Annotated in this window: 16 protein-coding genes; 11 read left to right on the forward strand and 5 right to left on the reverse strand. The window is 54.3% G+C overall.

Annotated elements, in window-relative coordinates:
* Positions 1–38: 38 nt before the first annotated feature.
* The gene (locus tag FYZ48_RS22645; RefSeq protein WP_149344616.1) at positions 39–530 is read right to left on the reverse strand and encodes a phosphatidylglycerophosphatase A family protein; all 492 of its coding nucleotides are present in this window, start codon (positions 528–530) and stop codon (positions 39–41) included.
* Between the two features lie 325 nt (positions 531–855).
* Here FYZ48_RS22645 and FYZ48_RS22650 point away from each other — a divergent pair, with 325 nt between their 5' ends.
* The 4 genes from FYZ48_RS22650 to FYZ48_RS22665 all read left to right on the forward strand — a co-directional run bounded on the left by FYZ48_RS22650 (position 856) and on the right by FYZ48_RS22665 (position 7,149).
* Entirely contained in the window at positions 856–2,577 is a 1,722-nt protein-coding gene (locus FYZ48_RS22650; protein ID WP_149344618.1) for an NADPH-dependent assimilatory sulfite reductase hemoprotein subunit, read from the forward strand.
* Between the two features lie 381 nt (positions 2,578–2,958).
* A complete protein-coding gene (locus FYZ48_RS22655) occupies positions 2,959–4,482 on the forward strand; it encodes a 2-isopropylmalate synthase (protein WP_149344620.1) in 1,524 nt (507 codons plus the stop codon).
* A gap of 30 nt (positions 4,483–4,512) precedes the next feature.
* Entirely contained in the window at positions 4,513–4,953 is a 441-nt protein-coding gene (locus tag FYZ48_RS22660; protein WP_149344622.1) for a hypothetical protein, read from the forward strand.
* Between the two features lie 435 nt (positions 4,954–5,388).
* Positions 5,389–7,149 (forward strand): ArnT family glycosyltransferase, encoded by a 1,761-nt coding sequence (locus FYZ48_RS22665; RefSeq protein WP_149344624.1) that lies wholly within the window; start codon positions 5,389–5,391, stop codon positions 7,147–7,149.
* Positions 7,150–7,170: 21 nt separating this feature from the next.
* Here the strand turns inward: FYZ48_RS22665 and mobA are convergent, their stop codons facing one another.
* On the reverse strand, positions 7,171–7,821 hold the full coding sequence (gene mobA, locus FYZ48_RS22670) for a molybdenum cofactor guanylyltransferase (protein WP_149344626.1): 651 nt from the start codon (positions 7,819–7,821) through the stop codon (positions 7,171–7,173).
* 77 nt (positions 7,822–7,898) lie between these two features.
* Here mobA and FYZ48_RS22675 point away from each other — a divergent pair, with 77 nt between their 5' ends.
* The 6 genes from FYZ48_RS22675 (at position 7,899) to FYZ48_RS22705 (ending at position 16,056) form a co-directional block, all read left to right on the forward strand.
* Entirely contained in the window at positions 7,899–8,330 is a 432-nt protein-coding gene (locus tag FYZ48_RS22675) for a YkgJ family cysteine cluster protein (protein ID WP_145042117.1), read from the forward strand.
* A gap of 607 nt (positions 8,331–8,937) precedes the next feature.
* Positions 8,938–9,408, forward strand: a complete 471-nt coding sequence (locus FYZ48_RS22680) for an HU family DNA-binding protein (RefSeq protein ID WP_145042118.1) — start codon at positions 8,938–8,940, stop codon at positions 9,406–9,408.
* Positions 9,409–10,381: 973 nt separating this feature from the next.
* On the forward strand, positions 10,382–11,314 hold the full coding sequence (locus FYZ48_RS22690; protein ID WP_149344628.1) for a dihydroorotate dehydrogenase: 933 nt from the start codon (positions 10,382–10,384) through the stop codon (positions 11,312–11,314).
* 73 nt (positions 11,315–11,387) lie between these two features.
* Complete coding sequence (gene trpS, locus FYZ48_RS22695) at positions 11,388–12,368, forward strand: tryptophan--tRNA ligase (RefSeq protein WP_145042121.1); 981 nt, start codon at positions 11,388–11,390, stop codon at positions 12,366–12,368.
* A gap of 10 nt (positions 12,369–12,378) precedes the next feature.
* Entirely contained in the window at positions 12,379–13,053 is a 675-nt protein-coding gene (locus FYZ48_RS22700) for a hypothetical protein (RefSeq protein ID WP_149344630.1), read from the forward strand.
* 90 nt (positions 13,054–13,143) lie between these two features.
* Positions 13,144–16,056 carry an outer membrane protein assembly factor BamB family protein gene (locus tag FYZ48_RS22705; protein WP_149344632.1) on the forward strand — a complete coding sequence of 971 codons (2,913 nt, stop codon included), beginning with the start codon at positions 13,144–13,146 and terminating at the stop codon, positions 16,054–16,056.
* Positions 16,057–16,069: 13 nt separating this feature from the next.
* Here the strand turns inward: FYZ48_RS22705 and FYZ48_RS22710 are convergent, their stop codons facing one another.
* The gene (locus tag FYZ48_RS22710; RefSeq protein WP_149344634.1) at positions 16,070–17,575 is read right to left on the reverse strand and encodes a sulfatase-like hydrolase/transferase; all 1,506 of its coding nucleotides are present in this window, start codon (positions 17,573–17,575) and stop codon (positions 16,070–16,072) included.
* A 112-nt stretch (positions 17,576–17,687) separates the two neighbouring features.
* Between FYZ48_RS22710 and FYZ48_RS22715 the strand changes: the two genes are divergently transcribed.
* Positions 17,688–18,647 (forward strand): endo alpha-1,4 polygalactosaminidase, encoded by a 960-nt coding sequence (locus FYZ48_RS22715; RefSeq protein ID WP_149344636.1) that lies wholly within the window; start codon positions 17,688–17,690, stop codon positions 18,645–18,647.
* 6 nt (positions 18,648–18,653) lie between these two features.
* Here the strand turns inward: FYZ48_RS22715 and FYZ48_RS22720 are convergent, their stop codons facing one another.
* Positions 18,654–19,445, reverse strand: coding sequence for a phosphoadenylyl-sulfate reductase (locus FYZ48_RS22720; RefSeq protein ID WP_145042126.1), 792 nt, complete (start codon positions 19,443–19,445; stop codon positions 18,654–18,656).
* A gap of 220 nt (positions 19,446–19,665) precedes the next feature.
* Positions 19,666–20,481 (reverse strand): HAD-IIA family hydrolase, encoded by an 816-nt coding sequence (locus FYZ48_RS22725; protein WP_390625141.1) that lies wholly within the window; start codon positions 20,479–20,481, stop codon positions 19,666–19,668.
* Between the last annotated feature and the right edge of the window lie 429 nt (positions 20,482–20,910).

A 20,910-nucleotide genomic window follows, 5' to 3' on the forward strand; every position in this document is an offset into this window, starting at 1 on the left:
TTTCCATCCGCTCACAACATAACGAATCGTCTGATAATCTAAAACCACCCCAAAAGAATTAATGTGACGTAAAGGCAAATCGCGGCGTAGATGGCTGCGACATAGTCGTCAGCCATGATTCCCCAGCCCCCGTGGATGCGGTCAAAATATCGAACCGGCCAGGGCTTCCAGATGTCAAACAGACGGAACCAGAGAAAGGCAAACAGGGAAACCCAGAGAAAGTCAGCAGATAACGGTCGGTGAAAGACAGGCAGCATGACTACCGTGAAGGCCCCGATCTCATCGATGACAATCTCACCCGGATCTTCTTTCCCCAAAAGCCGCGAACCCTGTTCACAGAGATAGACGCCGAGCAGGAAAATCAGCAGAGAGACCACCAGATAGACGGGTAGTGACAATTCCAGCCAGAACAGTCCCAGCACCAGAACCGGTCCCAGCAGACTTCCGAATGTTCCGGGAGCTTTGGGAGCCAGCCCTGTACCCAGCCCTCGTGCGAGGAGCAAAATCGTAACGTTTTTGAAATTTCTCATTTATGGTAATTGACCAGGCAGCCGATTCTCTGTGTTGCGTAATCGGAAAAATGTCACTATTCAAGATAATCTAAAGCGTTTATACTTTAAACAGGAGTGATTTTCCCGGGGTACATATAGACAGTCAACACAAACCAATGCGTTGATTCCAAAGCGGGAGCATCTCGTAACTCGAAGGCAGCCCGTCATTTCCTGTATCGATCGTACCCTGATAGCCGAAAATTTCCAGTAAGACTCAACGAAACCTACCCTGCCATTTTGAGTCGCTTCTTGTGAAGAACGATTCGGGATGGCTCCTCGATTACATCAATCAGGATTGATCAATATGACATCCCCCGAAGGCCCCAAGCTTTCCAAGCTCGAATCTCTCAAAGAAGGCAGCCATCAGCTGCGCGGAACCATTGCTGAAGAACTGCTCAACGAAAGCGACCAGTTTTCCGGCGATTCGCTGCAACTCCTGAAGCATCACGGTACCTACCAGCAGGACGATCGTGACCTGAGAAAAGCCAAAAATCCGGACGGGACTCCCAAAGGCAAGTCATACAGCTGCATGATCCGAACCCGCGTGCCGGGTGGTAAGGTCACCTCGGATCAGTTCCTGGCCGAACTGGATCTGTGTGACAAATACGGCGACGGAACCGTGCGTCTGACCACACGTCAGGGCTTCCAGCTGCACGGCGTGATCAAAGGCAACCTGCGGGCCGCCATCAAGGGGATCAACGAAACCAAACTGACGACCCTGGCCGCCTGTGGTGATGTGAACCGCAACGTGATGGCCTGCCCGGCTCCTTACAAGAATAACCAGGTCTTCGACGCGATGCAGAACATGGCGTATGCCATCGCCGAACACCTGCGTCCCAAAACAACCGCCTACTTCGATCTGTGGATTACCGACGAAGATGGCAACAAAACCAACGAAGCGGAATTCCAGCCGGTAGAAGAGCCGATTTACGGCAAGACCTACCTGCCCCGTAAGTTCAAGATCGGTATCGCTCTGCCGGAAGATAACTGCGTCGACATCTTCACCCAGGATATCGGCCTGCTGGGCATTGTCGAAAGCGATGAAATCGTCGGCTACAACTTCTACGTCGGCGGCGGAATGGGAGTCACTCCCAGTAAGAAAGACACCTATCCCGCGCTGGGCAAGCTGCTCGGCTTTGTGCCCAACGATCAGGTTCTGGCAGTCGCCGAAGCAGTCGTGAAAGTCCAGCGGGACTTCGGAAACCGGGAAGACCGGAAACGGGCCCGTATGAAGTACCTGGTGGACGATCTGGGAATCGAGAAATTCCGCGAAAAGGTTGCTGAATACTTCGGTTCTGAAATCGCAGCCCCACGCGACGTGGAAGTGACCGGCATTGACGATCACATGGGCTGGCATGAGCAGGGGGATGGCAAGCTGTTCCTCGGCGTGAACATCGAAAACGGTCGTATCAAAGACGATGGCGACCTGCGGATTAAATCCGGCCTGCGGAAGATCCTCGAAACCTACAAACTGGATTCCCGGATCACCGCGAAGCAGAGTGTCATCTTCTGTGATATTGATCCCGCCGACAAGCAGGGGATCGAACAGATCCTGGCTGATCATGGTATGAAACGGGCTGAGGAACTGACCCTCATCCGTCGCTTCTCAATGGCCTGTCCGGCACTGCCCATGTGTGGCCTTTCGATTACAGAATCCGAACGGGTCATGCCTGATCTGATTACCGAATTCGAAGAAGAACTGGCGCGCCTCGGCCTGCAGGATGAGCGAATTTCGGTCAACATGACCGGCTGCCCGAATGGCTGTGCCCGTCCTTATGTTCCGGATATCGGACTGGTCGGTAAAGCGGTCGGCAAGTATACGGTCTTCCTGGGTGGAAACTCGCTGGGGAACCGGCTGGCCTTCATTTATGATGACCTCGTTCCACTGGAAGAAGTCACCAGCCGCCTGTCACCCGTGCTGGAATTCTTCAAGGAAGAACGTCAGCCCGGCGAAGCCTTTGGTGATTTCTGCCATCGGATGGGTAAAGAAACCCTGCAGGAAAAAGCGGGCCTGGCAGCCAAATAATTCTGCAGGAATTGTCTGTTTGAATATGAACCTTCCGGCAGGCAGGCTGTCTTTCATTTTGACAAAATCAATCCGTAACGGGTTGACCCTGTCTGACCGCGCGGGTAGATTATCTGCAACAGACAGCCGCTAAGGCTGCTGAAAACCGGAAATTAAGAGTATTAACGACAAATGCGAAATTACAATCTCCTAAACCTGAACCTGCTACGAAGCCTGCTGCTACCAGCCAGGTCTTAGGTTCTTTGTACGATTGTAAATCAAAATACAGTGAAACCCTGAGACCAGATCGGCCTCAGGGTTTTTTATTTTCCCCACTGGTACTATTCTGGTCTCTCAACAGCGTCCCTCAGCGGGGCGTCAACCGATTCATGGAGCAAACCAATGTCCAATGACACAGTAAAAATCTTTGACACCACCTTGAGAGACGGTGAACAGTCGCCCGGTTGCAGTATGACAACCTCGGAAAAGTTGAAAGTGGCCAAAGAACTGGTCGCGCTGGGCGTCGATATCATTGAAGCCGGTTTTCCCATCGCTTCGCCCGGCGATTTCGATGCGGTCCGAAAGATTGCCAACCAGTTCGGTGATCAGACCACCATCTGCGGCCTCGCCCGCTGTCGTAAGGAAGACATTGACCGGGCCTGGGAAGCGTTGAAAGAAGCCAAAAACTCCCGGATCCACGTCTTTTTAGCCACCAGTTCGATTCATCGCGAACACAAGCTCAAGATGAGCAAGGAACAGATCATCGAAACCGCTGTGGAGATGGTCAAACGGGCCCGCGATTACTGTCCGGATATCGAATTCTCTCCGGAAGATGCCGCCCGAACCGAGAAAGACTTCCTCTGTGAAGTGGTCGAGCGGGCCATCGAAGCGGGGGCCTCCACAGTTAACATTCCCGATACAGTCGGCTATGCGACTCCCGCGCATTTCCATGATGTGATCACCACGTTAAAGAAGAATGTCTCCAACATCGATCAGGCGATTATCAGCACCCACTGTCATAACGACCTGGGACTCGCCGTCGCCAACAGCCTGGCCGCAGTCGAAGCAGGCGCGCGACAGATCGAATGCACGATCAACGGCCTGGGAGAACGGGCCGGTAACTGTGCGCTCGAAGAAGTCGTCATGGCGTTGAAAACCCGTGCCGACTACTATGGCGTGAATACGAACATCAATACGAAACGTCTTTACCCCATCAGTCATCTCGTCTCCACCGTCACCGGCATGGCCGTCCAGCGGAACAAAGCGATTGTCGGCAAGAACGCCTTCGCTCATGAAGCGGGAATCCACCAGCATGGCGTGCTGCAGGAACGGACCACCTACGAAATCATGTCTCCCGAAGACGTGGGTTACGTGGGAACGAATCTGGTGCTCGGCAAACACAGTGGCCGGCACGCTTTCCGGGATCGTGTTCAATCGCTCGGACACACGCTCGATGACGCGACGTTTGAGCGGATCTTCAACGAGTTCATCACCCTGGCCGATAAGAAGAAAGAGATCTACGACTCAGACATTGTTGCTCTGATCGAAAACCAGGTCTCCGATACACCGGAAAAATGGTCCATCGCCCGTTTCCATACCTCCGCCGGCACCGGTACCATCGCAACGGCGACGATCGAGCTCGCCGACGAAGATGGTAAAATCCACTGTGATGCTGCTACCGGCGATGGTCCTGTCGATGCCGTGTTCCGTGCTTTGGAACGCATTACCGGCATCTCGGCGGTACTGGAACAGTATCACGTCGGCAGTGTTTCCAGCGGTAAGGACGCCCAGGGCGAGGTTCGCGTCGAAGTTCGCATTAACGGCGAGATGTTTACCGGGCGCAGCGTCAGCACCGATATCATCGAGTCCAGTGCGAAAGCATACCTGCAGGCGATCAACAAAGCCGTTGGTCGTGGGGAAAACTGAAAACCGACCTGAATTCGAACTGAGTCAGTAATGACCACACACGATCCTGAACCATCATCCCGTCGCATCAAAGGCAGAACGATTGTGATCAGCCTGTTGATCTTCGGGTTGGTGATGTCAGGATCATTGTATGTCTTTCAGGCCATCAACACCTATCCCTTCGCCGAAACTCAGCAGGCGCTGGCTCAGAAGTTCCCGAAGTCCCGCCCCCGCGTTGAAGGGGGACGACTCAAGGGAAAAGAGATCAACCCGCTCACCTTTCGGGTGACACTTGCGGTCGACTTCAATCCTAATGAGAACCAGTCCCGCATCGACGAGCTGGCGGATCAGGTGCTGCTCGTCGCCCGTGAGCATCTGAACCTCAACGAGTATGAAGTCGCCGAACTGCATTTCTATCAGCCGATCCCCGAACAGCAGATTCTGATGCGGGATCTCGAAATCGATCTGGCCGACTGGCAGAAACAGCACTGACGCTCGCGCAAGACCAGCGCCCACGCAACAGACAGGCCTGTCGAACCAACCGACACACCCCGGTTCCTGCCGCGTGATCGCTGTCCGTAACGGCTTATGAAAAACAGCCTGAATCCCGCGGAAAAACGCATCTTTTAGATTTCTCACGAAAACATCTGGTTTGGCATAAACATTGCCTGTCTACCTGCTGCCTGCTAATCGTTTCTGTTGAGAAGCATGAACTGCATTCGCTTTTCCGGGAACACGAAAATAATGGTTACCCTCCAGCCTGTGTGATGACGCCCGTCTTTATTGGCTGGAGGGTTAACCATTTATGGCCTGCTTTATTCTGAGTTTCCCCGTTCGCGCCGCTTCCCTTCCGAAAGCTCCTGGCTCCGGCTATCATCGAACGTATCGTAAAGTGACGAGGAAATTCCTGTTTCAACCTGAGCGGTCATGACTTCACTGCAACAGCAACTCCAGAACTCCAGAAGCTTCTGGCTGGTCATCAGCATCCTCCTGCTGTTCCAATTCTGTCTCGGCCTGTACTCAGCGCAAAAGCTGAGCGTCACGCACGACGAATACTGGCATCTGCCGGTCGGCCTGCTCACCTGGAAAACGGGACGCACCGACTTTGATCGACTCAACCCGCCCCTGATTCGCAACTGGGCGACTCTCCCCCTGTTATTCACGTCGGCCCAAACCGGCGATCCGGCGCACTCCTCCGATCCTGCCGACTATGGAGACGCGTTTCTCAAAGCGAATCCGGAAGATCATCACCACTATTACGTCCTCGGACGCGTGATGATTCTCATTCTGGCGGTTCTTTCAGGACTGCTGCTGGCAGTCTGGGCCCGCGAACTGTTTGGTCCCTGTGCGGCCTGTCTGGCAGTTTTTCTGTGGAGCATGAGCCCCAACGTCTTGGCGAATGCCGCTCTGGGAACGCAGGATCTGGCGATCGCGGGCTGCTTTCTGGCAACCTTGTATTGTGGCTGGAAATTCGCGTTTGCGGGATCCTGGAAGTGGGCGCTGATAACCGGCACCGTACTGGGGCTGGCCCAAATCACGAAATATACGGCCATTCTGCTCGTGCCTCTGTTGATCATGCAGTGGTTCCTGCTGCGAGTCAAAAACCCGGAAATCAAAACGGAGACTCCCGCGAAAGTCATAATCGGACGCTGGGTTGCCTTGCTGCTCATGTGCTGTCTGATCATGAACGCCGGCTACCTGTTTCAGGGCAGCTTTCTGTCCGCAAGTACGTATCAGTTTCAGAGCTCGGAATTGAAACTTCTGAACCAGCTGCCTGCCCTGTTGCAGAGTCTCCCCCTGCCGCTGCCACGGGATTACCTTTTGGGTTTTGACCTGCAGCGGCATATCATGCAGCAGTCACACCCCACGTTTCTGGATCTGGAATGGCGGCTTACCGGCTTTCGCAGCTATTACATTTTTACTCTGCTGTATAAACTTCCCCACGGTGTCCAGTTGCTGTTGCTCCTGGCAGCCTGGCAGTGGTTTCAACAGCGGCGCACGACGCTGATGTCTCCCCGTGTTCTGGGCATGCTGTTAAGTCCGGTTGTGCTGCTGGTCGGCATTGCCAGTCTGTCGAATAATCAGCTCGGTCTGCGGTACATTCTGCCTGTGATTCCGTTTCTGTTTCTGCTGATCGCCCCCCTGGGAGAACTGATTGATCTGGAAAAACGGAAGGCCCTGGCACTCGCTCTGATCGTCGCCTGCGTGAGTCTCCCCTTCTCGCTCCGCTATGCACCGGATCACCTGGCGTACTTCAACGAATTCTCCGGCGGTCCCGAAAACGGCAGCTATCATCTCATCGATTCCAACATCGACTGGGGACAGGATTTCTATCGCCTCAAAGCGTATCTGGAACAACATCCGACAGATAACCTGGGGCTGGCGTATTTCGGTACGATTCCCCCCTCAACCTTGGGAACTGCCTACCGGATTCCGCCGGAACTGCAGCCGCAACCGGGAACGTATGCGATCAGTGCCAGCCTGCTGCAGGGGCGCCCCTATTCGGTGCGTAAAGAGGATGGCAGTCGGCACAATCTCGGTACCGATGCCCTCGGCTATTTCCGCTTTTTTGAACCCAATCAACGGCTGGGATACTCCATCAACGTGTATGAGTTGACACCCGAAGACGTTTACCGCTGGCAGACTGCGGTCAACCAGGCGCGCATGGGGCTCATGCCCTCCAATTAAACGGACTGCCTGCTGGAATGCTCAGTCAGAAAACGGAAGTACTGTTGAATCCGTGATTTCCAGTTCGTTGAGCAGTGTCTGGTACTGAGCACGCGTATTGATATTTCGCAGGCTCCGCAGACCCGGGTCAATTTCCTGCAGTTCCGTCGTTTCCAGAAAGACAGAATCCACCTGCGCGACGAGGTCAATCGGGCGTCGTTTTCCCTGTGACAACAGTTGTTGAATCGTCTCCAGCAGCGAGACGCGATAGACGGCCGCCAGCGGGTGCAGGCGGTCTCCTTCACGAACCATTGCCAGTTGGCTGTTTCCCAAACGGGTGCAGAGGCGTTCGATCATTGCTGTCTCTATCAGAGGCGTATCACAGCCCGATACAAACACGGCTTCGCATTTCCCGTGCAATGCTTCAAGTCCCTGTCCAATCGCCGCGAGAGGCCCTTCCAGCGGCTCTCGATCGAAATAAACGGGAACATCGGCAGGCAGTGTGGGAAGTTGTTGATCCGGGGAGGCCATCACCGCTAGCGGACTGACAGAGGAGCCAATAATTCTCACCACGCGCTGCAGCATCACTTCCTGGCCCAGAGGCAGCAGGGCTTTAGGATAATTCATCCGCGAACTGGCACCACCACAGAGTACGATTCCGCCGATCTTCAATTCCGCGTTTGTGTTTGACATCTCAGCTCAAGTAATTTACAAACAAAAATGAAAGTCACAGTTTAACAACTTCTCCTCTCAAGAAGCGATCCGAAATCATGAGTGATCAGAATTCTGAACAGGAACCATGGTATCGCGATGGCCTGAATTTCACCTGTACACAATGTGGAAACTGTTGCACGGGTGCGCCGGGAGTGGTCTGGGTCGATGATGCAGAAATCAAAGCGATAGCAGACTTAACGGGAAAATCGACGGGAGAAATTCTGTTAATGCACACGCGCCTTTACGCAGGCCGACGCACCTTAACGGAATATGCGAACGGGGATTGCACTTTCTTTGATCCGGAAAAACGTGGCTGCACAATTTATGAAGCACGTCCGGTGCAATGTCGCACCTGGCCTTTCTGGAATTCAAATCTGAAAGACAAAGCAAGTTGGGACTCTCTCTCTCCCGACTGCCCAGGTGCAGGTAAAGGTGCCTTCGTCAGCTTCGAAGAAATTCAAAAACGCTCTGAGCAGATCGACTTGTGATTCAGCAGCGTGTCGTAAGTCAGGTGAGAACTTTCCGTTTGTTCTGCGCACTGTTTTCACAACGACAACGCGCTGATTCGTAATGTTTTTCGATACCGTCTGACTCTCGATCGTCTGACGAATTCCAATTTTTATCGCTTCAATAAGTAACGGTTGAGCAAGACTTTGGAACGTCGAAAACGACTTGTTCTGCTCACAGAGGGCATTTTTTTTCATTTAACTTCGAAGTTTGTCAAAAAATCTTACAGTCTGGATATAGGGACTATAACGAAGTTACGAATCCTGGTTCCGGGGTTCTGATCCGGAAGCACCTCTATTCCTATCCTGTTTTCCAGATTACACTTAAGATCGTCTCCCCAGCTCATTTTCCGTCAAAATCCCCTGCAGATGCGGTTTTGGCTTTTGACAGTTGAACAGTGTCTCCCTGTCCAAGAACCAGGCGCGAAACCCCTGCGCTGAAAGATCGGTCTTGACTTACTGTTCAATTGTGGGAAATAATCTATTGTGACACTAAGTCGTGTAACCCATTACAGTTGAGACGGCTCTCGAGTGCCCAGCGGAAGGGCGTAGCTGTCCGACGGCTTCTCAAAATTGGGAGAACCCAGTCGTGACGAAAAAAGAGATTGTCAAAGTGATTTCGGAAGAGATTGGTCTGACACAACTCAAGACAAAAGAGATTGTGCAAAAAACGTTCGATGCGATTGTCGATACACTCGTCACCGACAAACGAATCGAGCTCCGCAATTTTGGCGTTTTCGAAGTCAAAAAGCGGGCGGCCCGTAAAGCCAGAAATCCAAGAACAGGCGAACGCGTCGACGTGGAGGAGAAATACGTCGTCACATTCAAGCCTGGTAAGGAAATGGAAAAACGTGTACGCGACCTGGAAGAAGAAGCAGCCAAGCTCAAAGCGGCCGCTGCCTCCCAACCACCGGTAAGCAGTCCACCTGCGGCGTCAACACCACCGCAGCAGACTCCTCCACCGTCGTCGGCACCACCCAGTCCCGGTACGACACCAGGGTCCCCTCAAGTAGGAAGCTACAACAATTCCTACCCGTCGGGTACGCAGCATACACCTTAAGCCTTTTTCTTAAAGACCTTATTGTGGAAAGTACTGGTATGAGTTTTCTCATAACCGGTCTGATTTGATGGTACATCAACAGACCGGTTTTTTTATGCCCCTTACTACCTGATCTCACCTCTCTCAGCGTCTGATGAACGGTTATTCCGTATCAGAGGCCCTTTTCAGCCCTCAATGGCCCGATTACCAAAATAATTGGAATAATCCGCATTTTTTACCAAAGTCACCTGATCCGGTTGTCGATAAAACGATCTAGAGGAGAATAAAAGCGGTATTTATAATCATATCTCTCCACTCTCCTCCCTTCACATTTCAGCACTTTAACCCCTTCGATATCGGTTTGATGCCTTGATTTCAATGGATTGAATTAAGGGATCTCTGCCTGGGATCAATACCAGCAAATATGGCACGACCATATCATGGAGAAGAAAATGCGTAAGTTCCTTTTGGCCAGCATGTTAATTGCAGTATCGCTCACTCAGGTCGGATGTGTGGTTCCTATCTACTCATCTTCACGTGATGACCGTACTCGTCAATTAATCTTCCAGTCTGAAAGTATGCGTCACATCCCAAAGATCTGGGAACGTATCTGGGGACTGGATATGCCTGACGTAGCCACGCCATACCGAACACATGGTGGTGTCATTTAACGCATCCTCCCGGGGTCATTCCGCTTGCCCGGGCGCAAACGGATCCGTTGAACAGTTGACGCTTCAGACATCAATGCAGCTGCCGTTATTCTCATTTCGGCAGCTGTTTCGCTTTTACCAGTTCGCTATTTACGCCTCGCTCTAACTGGTTCTCTCCCGTCGGTAACGCTAAGATGTCACTCAGTAGATCCACGTTGATCTGCGTCTTGAGTGCCCTGGTAATACCAGCCGACTTTCATGCCCGGCGATTGACGGGGCACGCTCTATTTCAATCCAGACTTCAATAGATGAGACAGCCCCCAGCTGTCCCGGATAACGACTCGATGAACGCCCCGACCCAAACGGATCTGTTATCAGTTACGCTGAACCGTCTCCAGCTCAAAAACCCGATCCTGGTCGCCTCTGGTACATTTGGGTATGCACGTGAAATGCAACCCTTCCTCGATTTCTCCCGACTGGGAGGCATCATCCCCAAAACCATCACGACAGAGCCGCGGATTGGAAATGCGCCCCCCCGCACCGTTGAAACGAGTGCCGGCCTGCTGAACTCAATCGGGCTGGATAACGACGGCATCGATCTCTTCCTCGAGAAACATCTCAACTACCTCGCATCGCTGGAAACCGCGCTGATTGTGAACATCGCCGGCCGCTCGATCGACGAAATGGCCCGGATGGCAGAACGGCTGAATGCCTTTCCGGATCAGATCACGGCCCTGGAGCTGAACATTTCCTGCCCCAATGTGAGTGGCGGTGTCGATTTCGGCACACAGCCCGAGCTGACCGAGCAGATGCTCAAACAGGTAACCGAGAGCTGTGAGTTACCCGTGATTGCCAAGCTGACCCCCAACGTCACCAGCGTGGTCGACATTGCCCAGGCAGCGAAAGCAGGGGGCGCTGATGCCGTTTCCCTGATCAATACCGTTCAGGGAACGGCCATCGACTGGCGTCGCCGCAAACCGATTCTGGGGGGCGTCTTCGGCGGACTGAGCGGCCCTGCCATCAAACCGGTGGCCTTACGCGTCGTCTGCCAGGTGGCCCGGGCCGTGGATATTCCCATCATCGGCGTGGGTGGCATCTCCAATATCGACGATGTCATGGAATTCATCGTCGCGGGTGCCTCGGCCGTCCAGATCGGAACCGCCAACTTCTACAATCCGGGGCTCGCAACTCAGCTGGTCACGGAACTGGAACAGAATCTGATCGCGGAAAACTGCTCACAGGTCAGCGAACTCGTGGGCACGCTGGTGTATCCATAATACTGGCACAGTCTCACACATCGTAGCCTGACCATCCACAATCGAATTTTAAAGCGACAAAGAGAATAAACTCATGCGAGTGTTATCGGGAATTCAACCCACGGGCCGCTTCCACTGGGGGAATTATTTCGGGGCCATCAAGCAGTATATTGACCTGCAGGACAACGACCAGGCATTCTACTTTATTGCCGACCTGCACGCCCTGACGACCATTCGCGATGCCGAACAACTAAGACAGAACACCATTGATGCGGCCCTGGACCTGCTGGCATTAGGACTGGATCCCAAACAGGCGACGCTGTTCCGGCAGTCGGACATCCCCGAAGTCACCAGCCTGACCTGGATTCTGATGACGATCACCCAGATGAGTCTGCTGGAAAAATGTCACGCCTACAAAGACAAAAAGGCCAAGGGGATCGCTGCGGACGCCGGGCTGTTTACATACCCGGTGCTGATGGCAGCGGATATTCTGCTGTATGACAGCGACCTGGTTCCAGTAGGCCAGGATCAGATTCAGCACATCGAAGTCACCCGCGATCTGGCCCAGCGGTTCAACATGCTGTTTGGCGAAACCCTGACACTGCCGAACTCCCGCACGCTGGATACCTCGGCCAAAGTACCTGGTACGGACGGTGAGAAGATGTCCAAGAGTTATGGAAACGTGATCGAGATCTTCGAAACACCCAAGAAACAGCGCAAGAAAGTCATGTCGATCAAAACGGATTCCGCAGCCCTGGAAGATCCCAAAGATCCGGACAACTGTGCCGTGTTTGCCCTGTACCAGCTTTTTGCTGACGAGACTCAGCAGGCAGAGCTGGCAGCCCGCTATCGTGCCGGCGGCATGGGTTATGGCGAAGCCAAACAGGCAGTCCACGATGCGGCTCTGGAATACTTCGGGGAAGCCCGGGAACGCCGCGAACAGCTGGCCGCCGACCTTGATACCGTCCACGACATTCTCGCGGAAGGGGCCCGGAAAGCGCGGGAAAAAGGGAAAGAAGTTCTGGAGCGGGTACAGTCTGCCTGCGGCCTGGGAACCAGTCACCTGTCGAAATGAAAAGAGTCGCATGTCGGATCCAACTTCAGAAGTACAATCTGAATCGCCGGGGTCCAGAACGGGCTTCCTTTCCTGGTTGATCATCAGCCTGGTTTTGATGACGGCACTTTCGCTGCTGGCCGTCCATCTGCCCGAACGGCTCAAACTGATTCTGGTTTACGCCGTCGTCTATGGACTGGTGGCCGGAGCGATGCTCTCGACCCTCGCCGTGAAAACGGGACTGACCGTGACACGCGCGATTTTGCTGACGATCGTGATTCTGACCATCGCCGGACAGGGCCTGGTGCTCTACCTGTCTCATCAACGATACCAGGCAGCGACTCTCCGACAGTTCAAACTGGATCAGACGACGCTGGTCATCGACCGGATGTTCGCGACGGGAGAACCTCCCGAGGATCCGCAGGCCCGGAAAGAGTATGATCAGGTCTTGGAACAGTTCCAGGCGGCGAAGAAGGAACGCCAGGAGAAGAAGGAGCATCTGCTCAAAATCTCCTCGTATCTCGAACATCGGATTTCCCCGGTGGCGCAACTGAACGCCCCCTGGCCCCTGCTCTTCTGGCTGGTGGAACTGACGCTGTGCTGTGTGGCTGCGGTCTGGGCCAGCCGTCAGGTCACCCAACCTGCAGCTCTTGACTCCCAGCCAACAGAGACCGCTCAGACAGACCAGGAATCGACAGAGAGTTGAACCTCATCCCGCGTCGTGCTACTTTGATAGAGAGAAAAACGACTGCCTTCCTGCGATCTGCTGTCCCCAACCTGACAAAGGTTCGACCCCATGCTCCCATTACGTTCGCGTCTTCTGGCCCTCTTCCTGTTCGTTCTGAGCTTTGCCATGAATTCCGCTTCCGCAGCGGACTGGCCCATGTGGCGACACGATCCCCAGCGCTCGGCTGAGACCGCACAATCGCTGCCTGAGAAACTGTTCGTCCAATGGGTTCACAAACTGCCGGCGCTTGAGCCCGCCTTCAATAATGTGCGGCTGCAGTTCGACGCAGGCTATGAACCGATCGTGAAAGATCAGCGGCTGTTTTACGGTTCCTCGCAAACGGATTCCGTTACCGCCGTTGATGTAGCCACCGGTAAGGAACTCTGGCGTTTCACCACCGATGGCCCGGTTCGTCTGGCTCCGGTCGCCTGGCAGGATCTGGTGATCTTCGGTTCGGATGACGGCTGCGTTTATGCGGTGGCAGCTGAGACCGGCGCACTGCGGTGGAAATACCGGGCGGTCCCTTCCCAGCGACTCATTCTGGGTAACCGCCGCCTGATCTCTGTCTGGCCGGTTCGCGGTGGTCCTGTCATCGAAGAGGATACACTCTACTTCGCCGCCGGTGTCTGGCCGTTTGAAGGCGTCTTCATCTATGCCCTGAATGCAGAAACGGGGGCAGTAAAATGGGTCAACGACCGACTCGGTTACATTTACGGACAGCATCCGCACGCAGCGGAAGCCTTTGGTGGCATTACCCCGCAGGGTTACCTGGTCATCGCCGGGGAGGAACTGATTGTTCCCTGCGGCACCGCTTTTCCGGCACGGATCAATAAACAGACGGGCAAACTGATCGAGTTCGAACTGCCCAAACCGGGACGTACCCCGGGTGGCTGGTTCGCGGCTGCGGGCAAAGCAGCCCGACGGGGAGAGACGAAACTTCCGCAGACGACAGCCGCTCAGCCGGAACTGCAGTTTGACCGGGATGTGAATTCCGCCCGGCACGAGAATGGTCAGAATTATGGTCCGGATGGTAAACGGGGAATCCGACAGCAGATCCAGACTGCAGATCGCAAGCTGACATACAAAAACGGAATTCCCGGCGTTCCAGGAGTCATCCACAGCCTGGTAGCAGCCGCGGATCGCCTGTTTGCGGTGACGGAAGAAGGCAGCATTTACTGTCTGGGTCCAGAAGAAACGACACCGGTCACCTATGAGTCTCCCCTGCTGTCAAAGCAAGCGAAGTCAACCGATCAAACGTCTCAGGCTCCGCTACCGGCGATGTTTGGAGGCGCACTGCAGGCCGGCGGTTATGTCTTTCTCGCAGGGGTTCCCGATGCGGAACTACTCAACACACTACTGACTCGGCATGACCTGCAGATCATTTCCTTCATCAATGATCCGGGGCAGCTCACACAGCTGCGAACATTGTTTCACGAGCGGGGATATGCCAGTTCCCAACTGGCTTTTCTCCCGGGACCACTCAATAAGTTCAGCTACCCGGCTTACTTTGCACAGACGATTATCACAGCCGAACCCGTTTATGCCGGCATGAAATCGCATGCAGAACAGGTCCGCGTGCTCTATCCGTCACTCAGACCTTATGGCGGCCGATTGCTGGTAAAGACGTCGGAGAGCGATCACGGTCGACTGGCAGCGGAGTTCAAGTCGCTCTCTCAAGTGAAAATTTCGCGTGTCGGTGACTACTCGGTCTTTGAAAAAGTGGGGGCCATTCCTGGTTCCTCCAATTACACGGGGGGCTGGTCGAGCCCTGACGAACTGGTCAAAGCACCGGTGGGTGTACTCTGGTATGACGACAGCGTCGGTAATTTCAAACGGGCACCACAGCCGCTGTTCGTCGATGGGGTGATGATCTCGCATTCGAAATTCTGGCAGGGATACCCGGCGGGAATCCGCCCCCCCTACAAATTACTCAATCCCCAGTTTTCCGATGTCTACACAGGCCGCAAGCTGAATGCGACCCAGGCAGAAGTCCTGACGACTGAGCTGCCTACACTCAACCAGGAAGAGAAGCAGCCGAACCAGTATCGGCCACCTTATCAGACGAACGCCTGGAGCCCGCCACCGCCGGTAATTGGCGAGCGGACCAATCCGCTGAATGGCAAAACCGAACCGCGAGCCTTCCCCAAAAGTTACGGCTGCGACGGCGGCGTTGATTACAGCTACGTCTATACGATGCGTTCCGGGACCGCCGCTTTTTATGACAAACGGGTGGAGAGCGGTACGATTCATATCAGTGGCCCCCGTTCCGGCTGTACGAACAGCATTGTGCCTGCGAATGGTCTGCTTAACGTGCCCTATTACTTCCAGGGATGTACCTGCAGCTATCCACTTCCCGTTGGTCTGTCGCTGATTTCCCTGCCCGAGACGCACGAGCAGTGGATGGTCTGGGGCAAAGGTCAGGCGCAGGACATTCAGCGGGTCGGACTTAACTTCGGTGCCCCCGGCGACCGGATGACCGACAAGGGCACACTCTGGCTGGATACGCCCAGCGTGGGAGGGCCTTCTCCGGAACTCAAACTTGAGATCCAGCCCGCGAGCGTCAACCCCTTCTACGAGCACTCCCTCTGGATCGAAGGTGGTCAGGGCTGGCCCTGGGTGGGTGCCTCCGGAATCACTGGCGTGGAACGGATCACGTTACATGACCTGGAGCCGGGCGAATACACGCTACGACTCTACTTCAGGGATCCGGAATTCGCAGCTGCCGGAAGGCGGGTCTTCTCGGTTCAACTCAATGAACAGCCGCTGATCCAGAAGCTCGACATCGCCGGGGAAACCGGATCGCGACAACGAATTCTGGTACGGGAATTCAAGGATGTTTCGCTGACCGAGTCTGCCCGACTGGACTTCACGACTCAGACGGGAGCAGCCCTGATCTGCGGTGTGGAACTGGTGCGGCAGGGGCTCCCCCTGGATGAAATTGTCAACCTGCCCGAACAGAAACAGGAACTGCTGACGAAATAGTTTTCCCGATCTGTTAATAATCGCGGAACGGTCCCCGGGGTTCGGCTTCGGCCATCTCTTTCTTCCAGTTGGCAAAGCGGGCTTGCAGTTGTTTGAGTTTCTCAGGATTTGATTGGGAGAGGTCGTGCTTTTCACCCACATCTGTGGAAAGATCAAACAGGCCGTTCCCCTTTTCGGACTCGACCCACTTCCAGTTTCCAACGCGAGCCGCCTTGTCGGCGCGACGTTGCCAGAACATTTCTGAGCGAGGTGAATCGGCCTGGCCCATCAGCGTGGGCAGCATATCGTATCCATCGATGACAACTTCCTGTGGCTGGGGAATGCCTGCCTCTTTGAGGAACGTCGGGACGAGTTCTAGCGATGTGAGCAGGCCTTCATTGACAGTTCCCGGTTTGATTTTTTTCGGATAACGGATCAGGCAGGGAACGCGAATGCCCCCTTCGAACATCATTCCCTTCTTGCCTTTCAGGGGACTGTTATCGGCACCGCCGCCGCCCCCGTTGTCGGAGAAGAAGACCACGATCGTGTTGTCGGCGATTTTGTATTCATCGAGCAGATCCAGCACTTCGCCGATGGCGGCGTCCATGCAGGTGATGGAAGCGACGTACTCCAGGCGACGCCTGTCGGCCGAGGGTTTCTGGTGAATGACGGGACCTTTGGCGGTTTCCCGGTATTCGTAACGGCCGGTTCGATTCCTGGTGACGAACGTATCCTTCAGCTCGGGATACATGGCTTTATATTTTTTCGGTGCCTGGGCAACGCCCCGAATGCGGGGATCGAGGTTTGAGGCACTGTGGGGTGCGTTAAAGGGGAGGTAAAGAAAGAACGGTTTATCGTGATTCTCTTTCACGAACCGCACTGCTTCCCGCTGAAAGAGATACGTGCAATAGGTGCCCTTGTCTGCTTCGGTGGGCTGGTTATTGCGATACATGGAAGGCACGCCGTAGCGCTCGTGGGTGAAGTAATCGATGCCGGTGTTGGTGAAGCCGTAAAAGTCATCGAAGCCGCGGGCGAGCGGCAGGAAGCGACGATGCACGCCCAGATCCCACTTTCCATAGATGCCACTCACATAACCGGCTGGTTTCAACAGGGCGGGCAAGAGCTGTTCGCGGACATCCATCCCGCCGATGCGTTCGAAGGTGACATCATACTCGGACGGCTTGTACTTGTGGCCGTAATCGGGGGCCTCGTTGCGGATCATGTCATAGATTCCGTTGCGCTGCGGATAGCGTCCGGTAAGCAGACTGCCTCGACTGGGGGTGCATGCCGGCCAGGTCACATAGAAATTGGTCAGTTTGACACCTTCCTCAGCCAGGCGATCGAGGTTGGGAGCGATGACCTGCTGGCTGCCGAAACTTTTCAAGTCGTGATAGCCCTGATCATCGCTGACAATCATCACGATGTTGGGTGGTGTATCTGCGGCCTCCAGCGAAGCGAGGTGCAGCGTTCCGATCAGACAGAGCAGGATCACAAGAGCAGATGATTTCAGCACACGGGCTGTGAGTGGATGACGAGCCATAGGTGGTATTCACTTTACATCTAACGTTCGAGGTTCATAGCATAGGAGTAACCCGTTCAGGATAACAGATGCGCCCGGGAAAACTCAAACCCCTGCAACAGGAATCAAGACGATGCACGTCCGCTGTTACTCGATTGTTTTACTGCTACTGTCCATCCTGCTGACGGGAACGGCCCGCGTCGAAAGTGCGGATAAGCCTGCTTTTGTCCCGACCAGCTACCAGCTCTACTACGGGAGTGAGCCCCGCCTGCTGAAACAGTTGCGGGACCGGATTCAGCCGGGCCAGGTGATCGTGATCGAACTGCGGGGTCTGCAGCCTGATCAAGTCGCTGACCTCGTGAATTTCGCGCATCAGAAGCAGGCGAAAGTCATCGCTTATCTGAGTATTGGCGAATTGGGACAACTGGAAAAAGCAAACTTCGAGAAGTATCTCAAACGGTCTCCCAACGGGTATCCTCTCAGCGAAATTGTGTTCGGCAAAAACCAGACGTTTGAGTCGTGGTATGTCGACGTCAGCTATGGCGAGTGGAGGGGCTTTCTGATGGAGCGGATCAAGCGGATGTATGCCCAGAAGATTGACGGACTGTTTCTGGATACCGTCGACACCGCCGACCTGTATCTCAACAGAAAGGAATGGTCCCTGCCCCGTCGCAGTAAAAGTGTGACAGCGATGATCAGCCTGATTCGCGCGATTAAAGGCGTCGATCCGGAGAAGTTCATCATGCAGAATCGGGGCTTGAACCTGATTGGGAAAACGGTCTTTGTCGGAGAGGCAACGGGGATTCTGATCCCCGGTCTCGACCTGGCACAGCAGCATCCGGACAATCCAGACGGGCTGCTTTGGGAATCAGCGTTCGCGCATTCAGGCGACTGGATTGAAAGCAAAGAGCGGGCGATGATCCGCATTCAGAAAAACGGATTCACGACGGTCTTCACGCTGGGATACAGCGACACCAGCGTGAGTGCAGACACGTTTTTCCGTAAGAGCCAAGCAGACGGATTCATTCCCGGCTGGGCCAGTTCCACGACGAAACTGCACCTGGAGCTGACGCAACAACCGCCGGGCAAGTGAACCGGTTCAGATCATGAAGTCGGTTTCGCGTCCCAGGATGCGGTCGACCAGATCCTGAGGCAGCTCGATCGAAGGGGCATGCTTTCCGGCCACATCGGTGGGATTGATGCCGCAGTACTGCGACCAGGGTCCGAGGTGCCGCCAGCGTCCGGCCCGGTTCGGTTCGCTTTCCATCACGGGGGTGGTGCAGCGATTACAGCCGATGGTTGGGTAGCCCTGCTGATGCAGCGGATTGGTAATGACCTGGTTGTCTTTGAGGTAGGCCTGGAACTCGTCCTTGGTCAGGCTGGCCAGGATATTCACCCGCAGGCAGTTCATGGCGGGGTCAATCGCCAGGATAGGTACATTGGCGCGTTGACCGCCGTCGGCCCGGCGGAGACTGCCGATGAGGGCATCGTACTGATCGGCCACCTGAATAAGAGGTTCCGTCTTACGCAGATCGCAGCACTTTTCCTGACCTTCGACAGACAGATACAGAACGCCCAGTTCTTCGGTCTGTTCCTGCATCGTTTTGGCCGGCATCAGCGTGACGATGTTCAGGTTATATTCTTCAATCAGGCGGTCCCGGGTATCCAGGGTCTCCTGAAACAGGACGCCGGTATCGACGAACAGAATCGGGATGTCGGCCTTTAACTGGCTCAGCATGTGGGCTACCACGCAACCTGCACGCTGCATCGATGATAAAGCTGCCAGTCGTGTGCCAAACATTTCCTGTGCCCAATGAATCAGCTCCAGGGGAGTTCGTTCTTCAAACGACTCGTTAAGATCTGATAAATCAGCCTGAGTCAGACGTGCCATTCAAGTATTCCTGCTGCGTTTTCCACGTACTGACGCGAAAAGGCAGATAAGCGATGCCAGTAAAAAGTCCTGAAATAAGGGAAAAACCGCCTGTGAGCGGACAATTTCAGGAATTGTAGCGAACAGTCAGAAATACCTCAATGCGCTCCTGGACGGCTGCCCGCCAAACAGGGCGATTTTTCCCTGTTTGGCGGCAAAACCGCGTTAGACAGTCAGAAAATCAGGCCAGCAGGCGTTCCCGCTCGGGAATCCGGTGACTCTCGAGCTGAAAGAATTCTTCTTTGTTCAGATCAGCAATGCTGTCGACCACCAGATCGGGCTGATAAGCATACTGGCTCAGGTCTGAAAGGGCTGTTCCGCCGGAAAGCACCAGCACGGAACGATAGCCCATTTCGACGCCTCCCAGAATGTCGGTCTCCATTGTATCGCCGATCATGGTTGTCTGGGCAGAAGAGATCCCCAGTTCCTGTCGGGCACTCCGCATCATGACGGGGCTGGGCTTACCGACGCTGAAGGCTTTCTTCTTGGTGGCTGCTTCCAGCATGGCGACGATCGCTCCACAACCGGGACGCAGGCCGTTCTGAGTCGGGCAGTTGGGATCCATATTGGTGGCGATCAGTTTGGCACCGTTTTCGATCATGCGGACCGCGGCTTCAATCATTTCGAAATTGACCATCCGACCTTCGCCCACCACGACATAGTCGGGATCGTGATCGACGATCGAGTACCCGTTGCGATGCAATGCATGTAACAGGCCACCTTCGCCGATGACGAAGGCGGTGCCGTGGGGTTTACTCTGCGCCAGGAACCGTGCGGTGGCCATAGCACAGGTAAAGATATGCTCTTCGCCGACGGTAATTCCCATCCGGCCGAGTTTGGTAACGACGTCGCGGCGGGTACGCTGGCTGTTATTGGTCAGGAAAATGAACGGCAGATCGCGCTTCTTGAGTTCATTGATAAATTCGGTGGCGCCTGGGATCAGGTCTGTCCCTCGATAAACTACGCCATCCATGTCAATCAAATATCCTGGTAACATTGTGTTCGGTCCTTGAATTTAGAACTTGAGTGAGTCAAATCTCACGTGGGAAATCTTCAGATGCCGGGCGCGCGCTCACTGAAAAACGTCAGTGTGTGAATCGGGTCTTGGGGAAAGCTCTGTGAATTTACAGAACTAATTGAGTTCTATTTTTCGACTCCAATTTGACCATCAGAACAATTCATCTATGTGGCATCTGCTGAAGAGTAGTAGCGCATTTCGTAACAAACATGATTGATGGACTTCGCAATTGCTGTGCCGGTCGAGAGAGCTCCTCGATTCCCGACCTGCAGATCCATTGCCATAACCCATTATGAAATAACATCTTTTTCAAATGAGTCTTTCAGAGGATTGATTAGAAAACCGCTGAATCTTTACAAGGAACTCACACAGACCGCGGATGAGCCACTTAGCAATTAAGCGGGTCTG

Source organism: Gimesia chilikensis (genome assembly GCF_008329715.1).
Classification (GTDB): Bacteria; Planctomycetota; Planctomycetia; order Planctomycetales; family Planctomycetaceae; genus Gimesia; species Gimesia chilikensis.